This window comes from Faecalimonas sp. LCP19S3_D12, from assembly GCF_052121495.1.
Classification (GTDB): domain Bacteria; phylum Bacillota; class Clostridia; order Lachnospirales; family Lachnospiraceae; genus Faecalimonas.
In genome coordinates, this window is record NZ_JBQKED010000057.1 from 1 (window position 1) to 15,035 (window position 15,035).

The following is a 15,035-nucleotide window of genomic DNA, read 5'->3' on the forward strand; positions in this document are numbered from 1 at the left end:
TAGTGCTTTGCCATAATGAGATCCTCCTTCAGTGCGATACTTACATTGTACCATGATTTTTCTTATAAGGAATTCTCATTTTGACTTGTACTATTTATATTCTAGCACCAATTGTACTCTTCTGTCCGATAAATACATTGTTCCCTATCGTTACTTCTCCCACACTTCCTAAAATAACATTTGAATGCACTGCAATAACAGACCAACTGTAATCATGCGTTATAATTGTTACCCCTGGTGTAATAGTAACGTTATCCCCTATACTAACCAGCCACGGTCTACTTATATCAACCCAGCTAGATTTAGGAGTTATAAATCTTACACCTTCTCCGATTTTTACACCCTGTTTGACAAGCCATCGTACATATGTATCCGAATCAGCCTGATATCTATAAATTAACCTCTTAATTATCCTTTTTATGTTCATTGAATAATCCTCTCTTTTTTAAAACAGTTAATGTTGCTAAACAAAATAATATCATGGCACACCTGTGACGAACCAACTCTAAAAACATAACTTGTTTAAATCCCATTTTCTTTACAGGGTAGTCATTCAGTATCTCAGAAATAATTGAATCACTGCACATTGATTTAATATTAGCAACGTTTTGTCTCATAGTCAATTTTGATACTAAATGTACTTCCTGAAAAATACTCATTCGTAAATATATAAAAAACATCCTCTTCAGCCTAAGCATAACAAAATTATCATAACCTAATTCTTTTATTTTCTTTGCCATTTCTTTGTAAAAATACACACTTGCTTGATAACGGTCTGCTCTATAAGAAGTTGAAAGTGAACTATTATTTAGTCTATACTGATAGCCTGTTTGACCTATTGTACATGCACCATTGGCAAACTGCATATAATCTATATTAAAAACTAAATCCTCTGATATAAGTTCTCTCTCTGATACAAATTTCAAATTATGCTTTTTTATAATATCCGTTTTATAAATCGCCCCCCACACACACATCTCTATACTATCATGTTCAGTAGGTGAAGACCCTATCATTCTTGGCAACAATTCATTCTTTGCTTTTTCCCCTTTAAAACATTCTTCTTGATACTTTCTGATAGAAATTATTTTACCATTATTTACCCTTTGAAATCCACCTTTACACATATCAACTCCATTATCCATCAGAGCACGGAACAAATTTTCTATCGTATCGGGCATCAGCCAATCATCTGAATCAACAAAGGTTACATACTCCCCTTCCATATTCTCCATCCCAGTATTTCTCGCCATCCCCAAACCAGCATTTTTTTTATGCACTACTTTACATTTTTCATATTTATATGCATATTCATCACAAATTTCTCCACTAGCATCTTTTGATCCATCATCAACCATAATAATTTCTATATTTTTATAGGTTTGTGCTAATAAGCTATCTATACATATTCTCAAATACTTTTCAACATTATATACTGGCACTATCACACTAATAAGCATATCTTGCCCCATAATTTACCTCCCCAAAATGCTTAAATATTCACTAACACTTCTCACTACAGGCATCTTTATATAAATTTTCCAAAATTTTTACATTTTCTTTTATTTCATACCGTGTTATCATTCTATAATTTTCTTCAAAAAATTCTTTTCTGTCCACCTCATGATTCTCTAAAATCTGCTCTGCCCATACAGATGGTTGTTCGCATAACGATAGACGGTTAACATTCTTACCTAAATCAACTTCTTTAGTTATTACATCAGAAACTATGCAAGGCAATCCTGTCATCTGTGCTTCTAATAAAACTACAGGAAGTCCTTCAAATAATGATGGAAACACAAATATATCCATTGCATTATATAAATTTTCAGGTTCAGCGGTTTCCTCGTGTGTAATAATCCGCTCTCTATAAGGATGCTGGTCAATCAGTAACATCACTTCATCATATATAGGACCTGTACCAACCAGCAATAAAACTGCTTGCTGATTCCTATTTGCAACTTCCGAAAATATTTCAAGTAAAAATTTGTGATTTTTTTGCTCATTAAACCTTCCAATATGTCCTAAAACATACTTTCCTTCAATACCAAGTTTTTCTCTCTCTGTTCTCCTCGTCGTTTCATTATACCTAAATCTATCTACACAAAACCCATTCGGTATGACATTAAACTTCTGATTATCAAATAACCATTTTCCCGCATCTTCTCCACAGGCAAAAGCATGTGTATATAAATGTTTAAAAAAGGGACGTAACAACCGATGAGTTTTTAAATGAAAGCATGTCGTATTATGACTGTGCGCAATACGTACATTTATCTTGTGTAATCGAGCTATAAATAGCTCTATTGAAATCAATGCACTTCCCCCATGAATATGAAAAATATCAAACTGTCTTTTTTTCAGTAAATGGTTTAATGCTAAATAATAGTCTTTTTTATTATTTCTTCTTGAGGGAAGCTCATAAATACTAATCCCCAAATCCTCACATTCCTTACGGTACGAAGTCGCAACTGGCGTACCCACTATAATACTAACTGCAAAAGAATTTAAATCAATATTTCTGCAATAATTCATTATAACATTACTTACCCCGTTCACTTCTAAACTATTGGCCACCATACATACCTTGATTTTTTTTCCCATGATATATCTCTCCAAATATTAAAATCTGATAACTATACTCTATTTCAAATAACGCTTTAAAATCTTTACCATTTTTGCTGGAAGTAATATTTTAACTCTCTCTTTAATCTGTAGCCCTACCTTTAGAGATTCAATATAATTTTCCTCTTTTATCTTATCATAAAAAGTATCTCGCGCTGCTGGTCTGCTCGTTGGATGTATCAGGTTTCCCTGCTTAATCAAAGCCGCCTCCAAAGAGCATTCTAATAAGTTTACTTCTCTGTTCATCTTTTTTAATAGTTCTTTCCCTCTATTGGTATTTACCAAAACAACTGATACCCCAAATTTCGACGAAAATTCAGGATGACATTTTTCAATCCCCCAAAAATCTCCAACCGTTAAATCTCCCTGCCTGTTAAGATTAGCATACTTACATTTATAGCAACACTCTCGATAAGAATCTCCAGCCATAAAAGGCTTTCCGTATTTATCGACAGAGAGAGTCTTTGTCTTTGTCTTTGTCTTTGTCTTTATTAAATATTGTGTTCCCCATCCTCTTTTTTCTTTAGATCGAAAATTATAAGATAAAATTTCTTCCCCTAATTTTTTCTTTTGATAAGTTAAATATTTCTTGAATAGCAATGGTGATGGTACTCCATGACATATTAAATCCATGGTAAACAGATTAGTGTATGGCTTTCCTAAAAACATATGTAACCCAGCAATTTGACATGGCGTCCCTGTAAAAAGTATTGGAACTCCCTCTTCTAATCTCCTTTTTGCCAAAGAAAAACTATTGGAAATATCAGATTGTACATATTTGGATGACTGTATTTTTTTTCTTCCCTGATCATCCGACACTTCAATATGCGATACTTTTAAATTCTCGTCATACGCAGCACCGTAAACATACCCACCTTCGTCTAGCAGCACTTTAGCTGCAACATTAGAAGCTCCACCTGATGCTGAATAAAACACGTCTTCTTTATCTTTCTCTTTTAATGCATAAATCTCTATCGGAGCTCTATTTCTATCTATATTTCCTAAAGCCGGACATTTTCTTCTACATAATCCACAAGAAGTACACCGCAGGTCGTCTACTATAGGGTACAAAAACCCCTCCTTGTTTTCCTGCATACTAATACATTTGTGAGGACACACCTGCTCACAACTTCTACATCCAACACAATCTCTCCCAACAGTTAAAATATTATTCATTCTATTTTCCCTTTGCACTACTATATACTTAACCGAATTTTCTCAAGTATCAATTACTTCCAAACTCTTCTATAATTCTCACAAGATAATTGTCAGAATCATTTCTAAGTTCTTGTAATTTTTTATCTGTTTTCTCAAAATTAATAGCATTATCCAATAAACTAATATCTGGACTTCCTATACATGCTCTTTCATCAAGCCCCATTGCATGTAGCAAACTCACAATTCGACTACTTGCTTCTTCTGGCAGAATAGAAACAAATTCTGTGTGAAAAAGTAATGAAAAAACTGTTGCATGAAACGAATCTGCTACTACAAAAGTCGCATTTTTTATTAAGTCTAGAAAATCCTCGACTCTCGGACACCATTTCAAATACCCTTTTCGAATTATATCATGCCAATTGTAGGCTATATTATAAATTTTCAAATTATATTTGTCCGCAACACTTTGCGCGAATTTATCTATGTTTGGATCTCTATGTAAATTGTACGTTACAACATATCGTTTTCCTTTGTATTTATCAGCAATAAGATTTATCCAATAATTTGTGTCCAATAGCAATGTTGGATCAAGGCACTGTATAACATTGCTAATACCTAAATCTGTGAGTAACTCCACACCCTTGTCTTCTCTAACAGAAATATAATTATATTTTTTTAAATACGGGACAATTTCCTGCGCCTCCTCCTTTGAAATACTAGAGTTCCCTATGCTTGACGCATAAGAAACTCTAGGTTTATTCTCAGGTGCATAACATAAAAAAAATGTCTTATCCACGCCTTCATTCCACAAGCTATTCCAAGTTTGATCACTTCCTGTACAATATACATCCGCCTTAGGAGGGCTCTCTTCTAGTTCCTTATAGCTCCCATATTTTCTAGAAGTTAAGTTTAACTGATTCTTTGTAAATTTATTAAAAACATACCTTCTTTTTAAATAAGATGGTAAAATAATTAGTCTTGCTATGTTCAAAATCAATGGATTCTTAAATTTTTTGTTTTTTCCTTTTAAACGTATTATTCGCCCTTTGATAGAATATCTCTCTGGCCAGTAATCCACTATTTCTACTCCTGCTCCTAGTTTTTCAAACAATTCTTGTGTCGCCAAGCATTGCAAAGTAGAGCCATAATTATCCTGATAAATTGTAATAAGACTGATTTTCATTACTATGATTCCTCTCACCCATAATTAGAACATTTTCTCAAGAATATCTGCAATCCTCTCACTGGCATGCCCATCTCCGTACGGATTGCTCGCATTACTCATTTTCAAATACTCTTCTTTATTATCTAATAATGTTTTAAAATTCTCGTAAATAACTTCTTCAGTAGTTCCTACAAGCTTCAACGTCCCTGCCGCAATTCCTTCTGGTCTTTCTGTTGTATCCCGCATCACAAGAACAGGCTTTCCAAGAGAAGGGGCTTCTTCCTGAATTCCACCCGAATCCGTTAAAATCATATAACTTCGATCCAAGAAATTGTGAAAATCTACAACTTCTAAAGGCTCTATGATATGAATACGATCATCATCTCCCAAAATATTATTCGCAATCTCGCGAACAACCGGATTCATATGAATTGGATAAATAGCCTTAACATCATCATGTTCATCCATAACTCTGCGAATAGCTCTAAACATATTTTCCATTGGTTTGCCAAGATTCTCTCTTCTATGAGCCGTTATCATAATAAGTTTGGAGTCTTTTGCCCACTCAAGTTCTGAATGTGAATAGTCTGGTTTTACTGTTGTTTTTAACGCATCAATCGCTGTATTTCCTGTAATATAAATTGTATCTGCTTGTTTTCCTTCTTTTAATAAGTTCTCTTTTGCCAACTCTGTTGGCGCAAAATTAAAATGACTGATAATGCTAACAGCCTGTCTATTAAATTCTTCTGGATACGGAGAATAGATATTGTATGTACGAAGTCCCGCCTCTACATGACCTACTGGTATTTGTAAATAAAAGCAAGCAAGAGCCGTCGCAAATGTTGTAGATGTATCGCCATGCACAAGTACTACATCTGGTTTCTCTTTTTCTAAAACCTCTCTAATTTTATTTAATATATTAGTAGTCACATCAAATAGCGTTTGTCGCTCTTTCATAATGGATAAATCATAATCAGGTACTACTCGAAATACTTCTAATACTTGATCTAGCATTTGGCGATGTTGCCCTGTTACACAAACGATTGTTTCAATGGCATCTCTTTTTTTTAGTTCATTCACCAATGGACACATTTTAATTGCCTCTGGTCTTGTTCCAAAGACTAACATAACTTTTTTCATATCTTTTCCATATCCTTTACTAACCTTTATAATTTATTAAATCTCATTTTCTTACTTTTTCTTTTATAATTGCATTAATAAAAGTTACATTTCCTACAAAATACCGTTTAAATAATCGTCTAGGCTCTTGCATGACTCTAAACAGCCATTCTAAATTTGTCTTTTGCATCCACAGTGGAGCTCTCGGAATATTCCCTGATATAACATCAAAACTTCCACCTACTCCCATAAAGACACTTTTATTTCCATCATTTTGTAGATATTCAATCAAGTACTCTTTTAATGGAGATGTAATTCCTATAAATACAATATCTGGACACAATTTTTTTAATTCTTTCGAAATTTCTTTCCAATCTTGTTGCTTAAAGTATCCATTATGTACTCCTAAAATATTCAAATCTTTATGCTTTCCTTTTAAAACCTGTGCCGTCTTTTCTACAACCTGCTGCTTAGCCCCTAACAAATAAATACTATATCCTTTTTTCTCACTCACATCCACAAGCTTCTGCATTAAATCAATCCCTGCTACTCTTTCCGGCAAAGGCTTTTTCAAAAATCTGCTTGCCAAAACTACAGAGGCTCCATCAGCATTAATAATACCACACCCATTTATAATCTCTTTTAATCTATGATTTGTATTTAATGAATTGATTTTATCTGCATTTACTCCCATTAAATGAAGTGGTTCTTTTTCATTTATATATTTTTCTACTAAATTTATAGTTTCTTTTTCATCTAACACGTCGATTACTGTATCCAATATTGTAATTCGCCGATTATGTCCCAATACTCGATCCATTTTATACCAACTTCCCGCTATCTATTTTACTTAGCTCTTTCTTCATATACTTGTTTACACATATAAACAAATTTCTACATCATTCTTTACTAATACTACCTTTTTCATCTAAATATGTCAACCACTACTTAAATTCGAGCATGACAAACGCATGAATGATTTTTATATAGTTAGCTCCCTAGATTTACATCCTGTCCTTTTTTAAGAATTTAACACTTCTTCTAAATGTTTAATTGAGCGCAACCCAGATACTTAAACTCCATTTTCTAATAATATTTGTCTTCATATCAGAAAATGGGATGTTCACAATTTATTTACTCATGCGTTTATCTTGATAGAAGAAAAATAAGACTAGTCATCCTCTAAACAATCTGCTACAATCATTTTATAGAATTCCTCTGCACACGGAGGAGTAAAATGAGAAAAAAACAACGTTTAAAGGAACTCACAATCAAGGACAATTTTATGTTTGGCGCAGTAATGATGGATGAAGACAATTGCAAGGGACTTTTAGAGAGAGTCTTAGAACTGCCGATTGAACGAGTGGAAATCAGCAAGGAAAAAAGCATTGTATATCATCCTGAGTATAAGGGCGTCCGCTTAGATGTTTACGCAAAAGATGAAAGCCAGACACGTTATAACGTGGAGATGCAGGTGGAGAAGAAACCGGCGCTTGGAAAGCGTAGCCGCTATTACCAAAGCCAAATGGACATGGAAATGCTGCTTGCCGGAGAAGATTACGCAGAACTTCCAAATACTTATGTCATTTTTATATGCGACTTTGACCCATTTGGAAAGTGGAAGTATCGCTATACGTTTCAAACCACATGTAGAGAATCTCCGAAAGCAGACTTGGAAGACGGTAGAACAATTGTGTTCTTGAATGCTCATGGAAAGAATGAAAGTGAAGTTCCGAAAGAGTTGGTAACATTTCTAAACTATGTGAAAGAAGACCTTGCGGGGAGTGAAAAAGAATTTCACGACCCATATGTGGAACAACTACAGAAGTTTGTCCGCAACATCAAGAAAAGCAGGGAGATGGAGGAACGCTTTATGATTTTTGAAGAGATGCTGAAAGAAGAACGCGCGGCCGGACGTGCAGAAGGTCTTATACAGGGAAAAATAGAAACTGCAAGAGAAACCTTACTTCTGTTCTTGCAGCCTTTTGGTGCAGTTTCCAAAGAGCTGTCTGAACAGATTCAGAAGCAAGAGAATCTGGAAACATTGAAGCAATGGACACAGGTAGCGTTTCAATCCAAATCTTTAGAAGAATTTACAGAAAAGATAAAGTAAGTATCTGTTTCCAGTCATATGGAAATCTAACTTCTCACGGTTTTAGCTGTTCTTGCTAAGACCGTGGAGAAATCGTAACAAATCAATGCCGTTTCAGGCAAATATTCAGAGAAAAAGCAGAGGAATTCTATATACAAATAATAAAAATGACGCCACCTCTCTCAAAAGATGAACGCCATTTTTCCACTTTATTTCGAACCTTTTCTTGCCAACACAACTCCCACTGTCTTAAGCAAGATCTTCAAATCTGAAGCCAATCTCCAATTTGATATATACTCCGTATCTAACCTTACAACTTCCTCAAAATCAGTAATATCGCTGCGGCCGCTCACTTGCCATAGACCGGTAAGACCTGGTTTAATAGATACTCTTCGTCTATGGTGAAGCTCATACTGCTCATACTCATCAACAGTAGGCGGTCTTGTCCCGACAAGACTCATATCTCCCTTTAGCACATTCCAAAATTGAGGAAACTCGTCCAAGCTGCTGTCACGCAGAAAATGACCAAATGGGAAAATTCTTGGATCATTATCCATCTTAAACATAAGCCCCTCCATCTGATTATGTTTCATCAATTCCTTCTTTCGCTCTTCCGCATCCATGTACATAGATCGGAATTTATATATCTTGAACTTTCGTCCATTTCGCCCAATTCGCCACTGTGAAAAGAATACAGGTCCCGGACTTTGCTTCTTAATAATTGGTGCAACAAACAAGAATATAATTCCCATCATCACCACTCCAACCAGTCCACCACAAATATCAAGCATACGTTTCATCAAGAGCTGTCTGGCAGTAGCCGACTTAAATGTCATTGTCAGTACAGTCTCTCCCGCAAAGTCCTCCATGCATTTATATCCTGCTATTCCTTTCGTCTCAAGCAGATTAATGTGCACAGTCACTCCTGCCTCAATATACTTTTCAACTTCACTTTCCAACTTTACCTCTCTGCTCGTGTTGATATAAATCTCATCTACTACATGACCAGTGATATATGAAAGTACTTCTGTTTCTTTTCCAATAACAGGAACCCCCGCAATTGTCTCCGTACCACTATATGCTCCTACAATTGCAATTCCGATCGGATAGATTCCGGCATATGCGTGCTCTTTAAGCTGCTCGACATTCTCTTCAGCCTGCTCCTCTGTCGTAATAATCAAAACAATCCTCGCTTTACTTGCCTGTTTCTTCTTTAAATATGTTTTTAACCCAATACGTGCTATGTAATCAAGGATGATTCCAAGCCACCACAAGTGAAAAATAGTCAATCTTGAATATGTATCAGAATTTTTCACAAGGAACAAATAAATAATCAAAAATCCGCTGCTCAGACTGACATACTTTACCGTTTCCTTAAATTCGATAAAGTATCCTCTCCGCAGCACACCACTATATCCTTCCAAGAAAAACCCAACACAAATTCCAATAAGAATAAGCACTATGCTCAATCTAGTATATTCTTTATTCAAATACAGCCATCCGGTTTTCATTCTCAGCAGATAGCCTATATTAAATGCTATCTGCAATATAAGAATATCAAGCACTATGAAATCAAAGTGCTTCATCCAACTTGTTTTTTCTTCTTTATACACTTCACTCACCCATTTTTATAAATATCGCATATTTTTTTTATTTCATCATATACTATAACTAGTTCATATCTTTCAAGGAGGTGTTTATGATTACTTTATTTTTTATTTGTCTATTGTTACTATGTTTTCTCTGCTGGTGTATTGTACACGTGCAGACAAGCTATGATCGTGAAATCAGCGATAAAGAACAGCTGGATTTTATCAAAAATCATCCGTCATAATTATTTATCTTTGATCTCACTGTGAAGTTCTTGCAATGATCTTACTTCACCACATCCTGGTTTCTTCAATGACTGAATACCACTTATAGTTGCTTTCGCTGCCGCCATTGTTGTCATATATGGCACTTTTTTCTTAATTGCAGCTTTACGTAAATAACTATCATCTACATTTCTGTCTTTTCCAATCGGAGTATTTACAATCAAATCAATCTTTCCATTTGTGATTAGGTCAAGGATGTTTGGTCTTCCTTCCTGCAGTTTATTTACGAGTTCTACTTCGATTCCCGCATCCTGAATCAATTTTCCTGTATGCTTAGATGCAAGAATCTTGAATCCTGTCTCCGCGAAGTCTCTTGCCAGGTCAACTACTTCGTCTTTATCTTTATCATTTACAGTAATAAGCACTGTTCCTTCTAATGGAAGTTTTGTCTGTGTTGCTTCTTGTGCCTTAAAGAATGCTTCCCCATAAAATCTGGAAAGTCCAAGTACTTCACCCGTTGAACGCATCTCAGGTCCAAGTACAGGGTCGACTTCCTGGAACATATTGAATGGGAATACAGCTTCTTTTACTCCATAGTAAGGAATATCCTGTTCTTTCAATTCCGGTACCGGAGATTTTCTTCCAGTCAATTCACTTGTCACAATATCAATTGCAAGCGGTACCATTCTGACGTTACATACTTTTGATACAAGCGGAACAGTTCTAGATGCTCTCGGGTTCGCCTCAAGCACATATACCTTCCCGTTTTCAATTGCGTACTGCATGTTCATAAGACCTTTAACATGCATTTCTTCTGCAATTTTTCTTGTATATTCTTTAATTGTTTTTACATTTTCTTCAGAAATATATTTTGACGGAATGATACAAGCAGAGTCCCCTGAATGCACTCCTGCAAGCTCGATATGTTCCATTACTGCCGGTACAAATGCATGTGTTCCGTCACTGATTGCATCCGCCTCGCACTCTGTTGCGTGTCCTAAGAAACGGTCGATCAAAATCGGACGTTCCGGCGTCACACCAACTGCAGCATTCATGTATCCAACCATGCTTTCTGCATCGTATACAACTTCCATTCCACGTCCACCAAGTACATATGAAGGACGAACCATAACCGGATAACCAATCTTCTCAGCGATTTCCAATGCTTCCTCTACATTGACTGCCATTCCTGATTCCGGCATTGGAATATCTAATTTTTCCATCATCGCACGGAATAAATCTCTATCTTCTGCAAGGTCGATTACAGACGGAGCTGTTCCGAGAATCTTCACACCATTCTTCTCAAGGTCAGCTGCAAGATTCAATGGTGTTTGTCCACCAAACTGAGCGATAACCCCAACTGGTTTTTCTTTCTTATAAATGCTGAGTACATCTTCCAATGTAAGCGGTTCAAAGTACAGCTTGTCTGATGTATCGTAGTCTGTAGAAACAGTTTCCGGATTACAGTTTACAATAATTGTCTCAAATCCAAGTTTCTTTAACGCAAGTGAAGCATGCACACAACAATAGTCGAACTCAATCCCCTGTCCAATTCTGTTTGGTCCACCGCCAAGGATCATGATCTTCGGTTTTTCTTCATTTACTGGATTTTTGTCTTCCGCATTGTATGTCGAATAATAGTACGCACTGTCTTTTGTAGCACTTACGTGTACTCCTTCCCACGCTTCCTCCATACCAATTGCAATTCTCTTTTCCCTTACGTCAGTTTCATCTACCTCTAAAATCTGGCTTAAATATTTGTCAGAGAAACCATCTTTCTTAGCTGCAATCAAAGCTTCATCCGAAGGAAGATTTCCTTTATACGCTAAAAGAGCTTCTTCTTCTTCCACAAGTTCTTTCATCTGTTCAATGAACCAGTGTTTTACTTTTGTCAATTCATGGATTTCATCCACAGTTGCACCTTTACGAAGCGCCTCATACATAATAAAATGACGTTCGCTAGTCGGTGTAATCAACATTTTCAGCAATTCTTCTTTTGATTTTGTATCAAAATCTTTTGCATGTCCAAGTCCATAGCGACCTGTCTCAAGACTTCGGATTGCTTTCTGGAATGCTTCCTTATATGTCTTACCAATACTCATAACTTCACCTACGGCGCGCATCTGAGTACCAAGTTTGTCCTCTACACCTTTGAATTTTTCAAATGCCCAACGAGCAAATTTGATTACAACATAATCTCCATCCGGAACATACTTATCTAATGTTCCATATTTTCCACATGGAATATCTTTCAATGTAAGCCCTGTTGCCAGCATTGCTGATACCAAAGCAATTGGAAAACCTGTCGCTTTAGAAGCAAGTGCCGACGAACGCGATGTTCTTGGGTTAATTTCGATAATGATATCTCTGTCTGTCTTTGGATCATGTGCCCACTGTACATTACATCCACCGATTACCTTAACAGAATCTACAACTTTATGAGATTTTTCCTGCAAACGTTTCTGTACTTCTTCTGAGATTGTAAGCATAGGAGCTGAACAGAATGAGTCACCTGTGTGTACACCAAGTGGGTCAATATTCTCGATGAAACATACCGTAATCATATTACCTTCAGAGTCACGAACTACCTCAAGTTCTAACTCTTCCCAACCTAAAATAGATTCTTCCACAAGTACCTGACCTACCAGACTTGCCTGAAGACCTCTTGCACATACAGTCTTTAATTCTTCTACATTATATACAAGACCGCCTCCTGCTCCACCCATTGTGTAAGCCGGACGAAGTACTACCGGATAACCTAATTTATCTGCAATCGCAAGCGCCTCATCTACCGAATATGCAACCTCACTTCTTGCCATCTCAATTCCAAGACTGTCCATAGTCTTTTTAAATTCAATACGGTCTTCACCACGCTCAATCGCATCTACCTGAACACCGATTACTTCTACATTATATTTTTCAAGAACTCCCGCTTCAGCTAATTCTGAACATAAATTAAGACCCGACTGTCCTCCAAGGTTTGGTAGTAATGCATCTGGTCTTTCTTTTGCGATAATCTGCTCAAGTCTTTCAACATTGAGAGGTTCAATATAAGTAACATCAGCTGTCTCCGGATCCGTCATAATAGTAGCCGGATTAGAGTTCACGAGTACGATTTCATAACCTAAATTTCTAAGAGCCTTACATGCCTGTGTACCTGAATAATCAAATTCACACGCCTGCCCAATAATAATAGGACCTGAACCAATAATAAGTACCTTCTTAATGTCTTCTCTCTTTGACATGTCCATTCTCCTCCTATTTCTGTAATCTCATATTTTTATATCACCAAACATTATACATGTTGCCAATACCAATGTCAATTGTTAATTAAACTCCCTTTGTATACTAGAAGTTTTATAAATTTGTTATTTTTTCTACAAATATTTCAAAATCCATGATATACTAAACGCTGGAATTTATTACAAAAGAATATAGGGGGAAATATGAAACACTTAAATGCATTAAAAAAAGCAATTGTTGCGGGTCTTTTAATTGGAATTGGTTGTACTGTATATCTCAATATGGATAACTCAATCGTAGCTTCTTTCCTGTTTGGATTAGGTCTTTTTACAATCATCAATCTGGAACTAAATCTGTTTACAGGAAAAATAGGCTATATCAATAAAAGCAACTACATTGAAATTCTCATTACTTTAATAGGTAATACAATCGGAGTAAATGTGATGGCATTTCTTATGAAACAAACCCGTCTCCATAGCAAATTGGTGGAAAAATCTGTGCCAATTGTGGATAACAAACTCTCAGACACCTATGTAAGTTTATTTCTTCTTGCTGTTTGTTGCGGGATGCTCATGTTCATTGCAGTCGCAACATTCAAAAAACAGCCAAACATTCTCGGCACACTTGCAGTTTTCCTATGTGTATCTGTTTTTATTTTGGCTGGATTTGAGCACTGTATTGCAAATATATTTTACTTTGCACTCGTCAGCAAGCCGACAAAATTCTTCTTTCCTTTAATTGTTATTATTCTCGGAAACAGCACAGGCGGAATCCTTCTTTCCAAATTAACAAAAGATGGACAATAAAAAAGAGATATGTCTCTTTTTTATTGCAAATAATCATCATAAAACAAAATAAAAAAGACATTCAAGAATCTTCTCAAATGCCAAAATAAATGAAGCATCGGGGATTCGAACCCCGGACAACTTGATTAAAAGTCAAGTGCTCTACCGACTGAGCTAATGCTCCACAACTATTAACTTGTACTACTTTTCAGTAGCAATGCCCAGAGCCGGAATCGAACCAGCGACACGAGGATTTTCAGTCCTCTGCTCTACCGACTGAGCTATCTGGGCAGAAAAAATTGCGGGGGCAGGATTTGAACCTACGACCTTCGGGTTATGAGCCCGACGAGCTTCCAGACTGCTCCACCCCGCGTCAATATCTAATTAATTATATGCATATATTTATAAAATATACATTATCTTTCGGAATTTCTATTCCTAATGGATGGAGAAGGATTCGAACCTTCGAAGGCGGTGCCAACAGATTTACAGTCTGCCCCCTTTGGCCACTCGGGAATCCATCCAAAAAGCCGATGATCGGACTCGAACCGATAACCTGCTGATTACAAATCAGCTGCTCTGCCAATTGAGCCACATCGGCGAAGTTTATTATTACTTCAATAATAAATGGGACCAATAGGGCTCGAACCTATGACCCTCTGCTTGTAAGGCAGATGCTCTCCCAGCTGAGCTATGATCCCATGAGATATTAAATTCTCTGTATCAAATGATACAAACGACCCGGAAGGGACTCGAACCCTCGACCTCCGCCGTGACAGGGCGGCGCTCTAACCAACTGAGCCACCGGGCCAAATATTATGTACCTTCAAAATCACATACAATCCACTTTGATAAATCTCTCTTCATCCTTCTTCCTATCACCTGTTTGGTTATGCCCTCGACCGATTAGTAACAGTCAGCTACATACATTACTGCACTTCCACCTCTGTCCTATCTACCTTGTCGTCTTCAAGGGGTCTTACTAACTTGACGTTATGGGATATCTCATCTTGAGGGGGGCTTCACGCTTAGAT

12 protein-coding genes, 7 tRNA genes and 1 rRNA gene are annotated in these 15,035 nt (G+C 36.5%); 3 read left to right on the forward strand and 17 right to left on the reverse strand.

Annotation, left to right across the window (positions count from 1 at the left end; translation table 11 throughout):
* Nucleotides 1-94: 94 nt before the first annotated feature.
* Genes ACTQXY_RS13765 through ACTQXY_RS13795 form a run of 7 tightly spaced genes read right to left on the reverse strand, consistent with a single transcriptional unit; the run spans nucleotide 95 to nucleotide 6,887 of the window.
* Complete coding sequence (locus ACTQXY_RS13765) at nucleotides 95-427, reverse strand: acyltransferase (protein WP_441659942.1); 333 nt, start codon at nucleotides 425-427, stop codon at nucleotides 95-97.
* Nucleotides 405-1,472, reverse strand: coding sequence for a glycosyltransferase (locus tag ACTQXY_RS13770; protein ID WP_441659943.1), 1,068 nt, complete (start codon nucleotides 1,470-1,472; stop codon nucleotides 405-407). Before ACTQXY_RS13770 ends, ACTQXY_RS13765 begins: the two co-directional genes overlap by 23 nt.
* A 31-nt stretch (nucleotides 1,473-1,503) precedes the next feature.
* The gene (locus tag ACTQXY_RS13775; protein WP_441659944.1) at nucleotides 1,504-2,604 is read right to left on the reverse strand and encodes a glycosyltransferase; all 1,101 of its coding nucleotides are present in this window, start codon (nucleotides 2,602-2,604) and stop codon (nucleotides 1,504-1,506) included.
* Between the two features lie 39 nt (nucleotides 2,605-2,643).
* A complete protein-coding gene (locus tag ACTQXY_RS13780; RefSeq protein WP_441659945.1) occupies nucleotides 2,644-3,801 on the reverse strand; it encodes a Coenzyme F420 hydrogenase/dehydrogenase, beta subunit C-terminal domain in 1,158 nt (385 codons plus the stop codon).
* A 49-nt stretch (nucleotides 3,802-3,850) separates the two neighbouring features.
* Entirely contained in the window at nucleotides 3,851-4,966 is a 1,116-nt protein-coding gene (locus ACTQXY_RS13785) for a polysaccharide pyruvyl transferase family protein (protein ID WP_441659946.1), read from the reverse strand.
* Nucleotides 4,967-4,990: 24 nt separating this feature from the next.
* The gene (wecB, locus tag ACTQXY_RS13790; protein WP_441659947.1) at nucleotides 4,991-6,088 is read right to left on the reverse strand and encodes a non-hydrolyzing UDP-N-acetylglucosamine 2-epimerase; all 1,098 of its coding nucleotides are present in this window, start codon (nucleotides 6,086-6,088) and stop codon (nucleotides 4,991-4,993) included.
* Nucleotides 6,089-6,131: 43 nt separating this feature from the next.
* Nucleotides 6,132-6,887, reverse strand: a complete 756-nt coding sequence (locus tag ACTQXY_RS13795) for a WecB/TagA/CpsF family glycosyltransferase (protein WP_441659948.1) — start codon at nucleotides 6,885-6,887, stop codon at nucleotides 6,132-6,134.
* Nucleotides 6,888-7,304: 417 nt separating this feature from the next.
* Here ACTQXY_RS13795 and ACTQXY_RS13800 point away from each other — a divergent pair, with 417 nt between their 5' ends.
* Nucleotides 7,305-8,180 carry an Rpn family recombination-promoting nuclease/putative transposase gene (locus ACTQXY_RS13800; RefSeq protein ID WP_441659949.1) on the forward strand — a complete coding sequence of 292 codons (876 nt, stop codon included), beginning with the start codon at nucleotides 7,305-7,307 and terminating at the stop codon, nucleotides 8,178-8,180.
* A gap of 188 nt (nucleotides 8,181-8,368) precedes the next feature.
* On the opposite strand, the gene ACTQXY_RS13805 is transcribed toward ACTQXY_RS13800, so the two are convergent.
* Nucleotides 8,369-9,772: an exopolysaccharide biosynthesis polyprenyl glycosylphosphotransferase gene (locus tag ACTQXY_RS13805; protein ID WP_441659950.1), complete on the reverse strand. Its 1,404-nt coding sequence runs from the start codon at nucleotides 9,770-9,772 to the stop codon at nucleotides 8,369-8,371.
* An 86-nt stretch (nucleotides 9,773-9,858) separates the two neighbouring features.
* Here ACTQXY_RS13805 and ACTQXY_RS13810 point away from each other — a divergent pair, with 86 nt between their 5' ends.
* Complete coding sequence (locus ACTQXY_RS13810) at nucleotides 9,859-9,993, forward strand: hypothetical protein (RefSeq protein WP_441659951.1); 135 nt, start codon at nucleotides 9,859-9,861, stop codon at nucleotides 9,991-9,993.
* Here the strand turns inward: ACTQXY_RS13810 and carB are convergent, their stop codons facing one another.
* The gene (gene carB / locus ACTQXY_RS13815; protein ID WP_441659952.1) at nucleotides 9,994-13,218 is read right to left on the reverse strand and encodes a carbamoyl-phosphate synthase large subunit; all 3,225 of its coding nucleotides are present in this window, start codon (nucleotides 13,216-13,218) and stop codon (nucleotides 9,994-9,996) included. It abuts the gene before it with no gap.
* Nucleotides 13,219-13,419: 201 nt separating this feature from the next.
* On the opposite strand from carB, the gene ACTQXY_RS13820 reads away from it, so the two are divergent.
* On the forward strand, nucleotides 13,420-14,022 hold the full coding sequence (locus tag ACTQXY_RS13820) for a formate/nitrite transporter family protein (RefSeq protein WP_441659953.1): 603 nt from the start codon (nucleotides 13,420-13,422) through the stop codon (nucleotides 14,020-14,022).
* Between the two features lie 90 nt (nucleotides 14,023-14,112).
* Here ACTQXY_RS13820 and ACTQXY_RS13825 read toward each other — a convergent pair.
* The 8 genes from ACTQXY_RS13825 to ACTQXY_RS13860 all read right to left on the reverse strand — a co-directional run.
* Nucleotides 14,113-14,185, reverse strand: a tRNA-Lys gene (locus ACTQXY_RS13825).
* A gap of 34 nt (nucleotides 14,186-14,219) precedes the next feature.
* Nucleotides 14,220-14,292, reverse strand: a tRNA-Phe gene (locus ACTQXY_RS13830).
* An 8-nt stretch (nucleotides 14,293-14,300) separates the two neighbouring features.
* Nucleotides 14,301-14,374 (reverse strand) — tRNA-Met (locus ACTQXY_RS13835).
* A 69-nt stretch (nucleotides 14,375-14,443) separates the two neighbouring features.
* Nucleotides 14,444-14,525 (reverse strand) — tRNA-Tyr (locus ACTQXY_RS13840).
* 4 nt (nucleotides 14,526-14,529) lie between these two features.
* Nucleotides 14,530-14,602 (reverse strand) — tRNA-Thr (locus ACTQXY_RS13845).
* Between the two features lie 27 nt (nucleotides 14,603-14,629).
* Nucleotides 14,630-14,702, reverse strand: a tRNA-Val gene (locus ACTQXY_RS13850).
* Between the two features lie 36 nt (nucleotides 14,703-14,738).
* Nucleotides 14,739-14,812, reverse strand: a tRNA-Asp gene (locus ACTQXY_RS13855).
* A 75-nt stretch (nucleotides 14,813-14,887) separates the two neighbouring features.
* Nucleotides 14,888-15,035, reverse strand: a 23S ribosomal RNA gene (locus tag ACTQXY_RS13860); the annotation flags it as partial.

Bases quoted from the DNA above. Each gene is read 5' to 3' on its own strand.
- ACTQXY_RS13765 (WP_441659942.1), bottom strand. From the start codon at position 427: ATGAACATAAAAAGGATAATTAAGAGGTTAATTTATAGATATCAGGCT.
- ACTQXY_RS13770 (WP_441659943.1), bottom strand. From the start codon at position 1,472: ATGGGGCAAGATATGCTTATTAGTGTGATAGTGCCAGTATATAATGTT.
- ACTQXY_RS13775 (WP_441659944.1), bottom strand. From the start codon at position 2,604: ATGGGAAAAAAAATCAAGGTATGTATGGTGGCCAATAGTTTAGAAGTG.
- ACTQXY_RS13780 (WP_441659945.1), bottom strand. From the start codon at position 3,801: ATGAATAATATTTTAACTGTTGGGAGAGATTGTGTTGGATGTAGAAGT.
- ACTQXY_RS13785 (WP_441659946.1), bottom strand. From the start codon at position 4,966: ATGAAAATCAGTCTTATTACAATTTATCAGGATAATTATGGCTCTACT.
- wecB (WP_441659947.1), bottom strand. From the start codon at position 6,088: ATGAAAAAAGTTATGTTAGTCTTTGGAACAAGACCAGAGGCAATTAAA.
- ACTQXY_RS13795 (WP_441659948.1), bottom strand. From the start codon at position 6,887: ATGGATCGAGTATTGGGACATAATCGGCGAATTACAATATTGGATACA.
- ACTQXY_RS13800 (WP_441659949.1), top strand. From the start codon at position 7,305: ATGAGAAAAAAACAACGTTTAAAGGAACTCACAATCAAGGACAATTTT.
- ACTQXY_RS13810 (WP_441659951.1), top strand. From the start codon at position 9,859: ATGATTACTTTATTTTTTATTTGTCTATTGTTACTATGTTTTCTCTGC.
- carB (WP_441659952.1), bottom strand. From the start codon at position 13,218: ATGTCAAAGAGAGAAGACATTAAGAAGGTACTTATTATTGGTTCAGGT.
- ACTQXY_RS13820 (WP_441659953.1), top strand. From the start codon at position 13,420: ATGAAACACTTAAATGCATTAAAAAAAGCAATTGTTGCGGGTCTTTTA.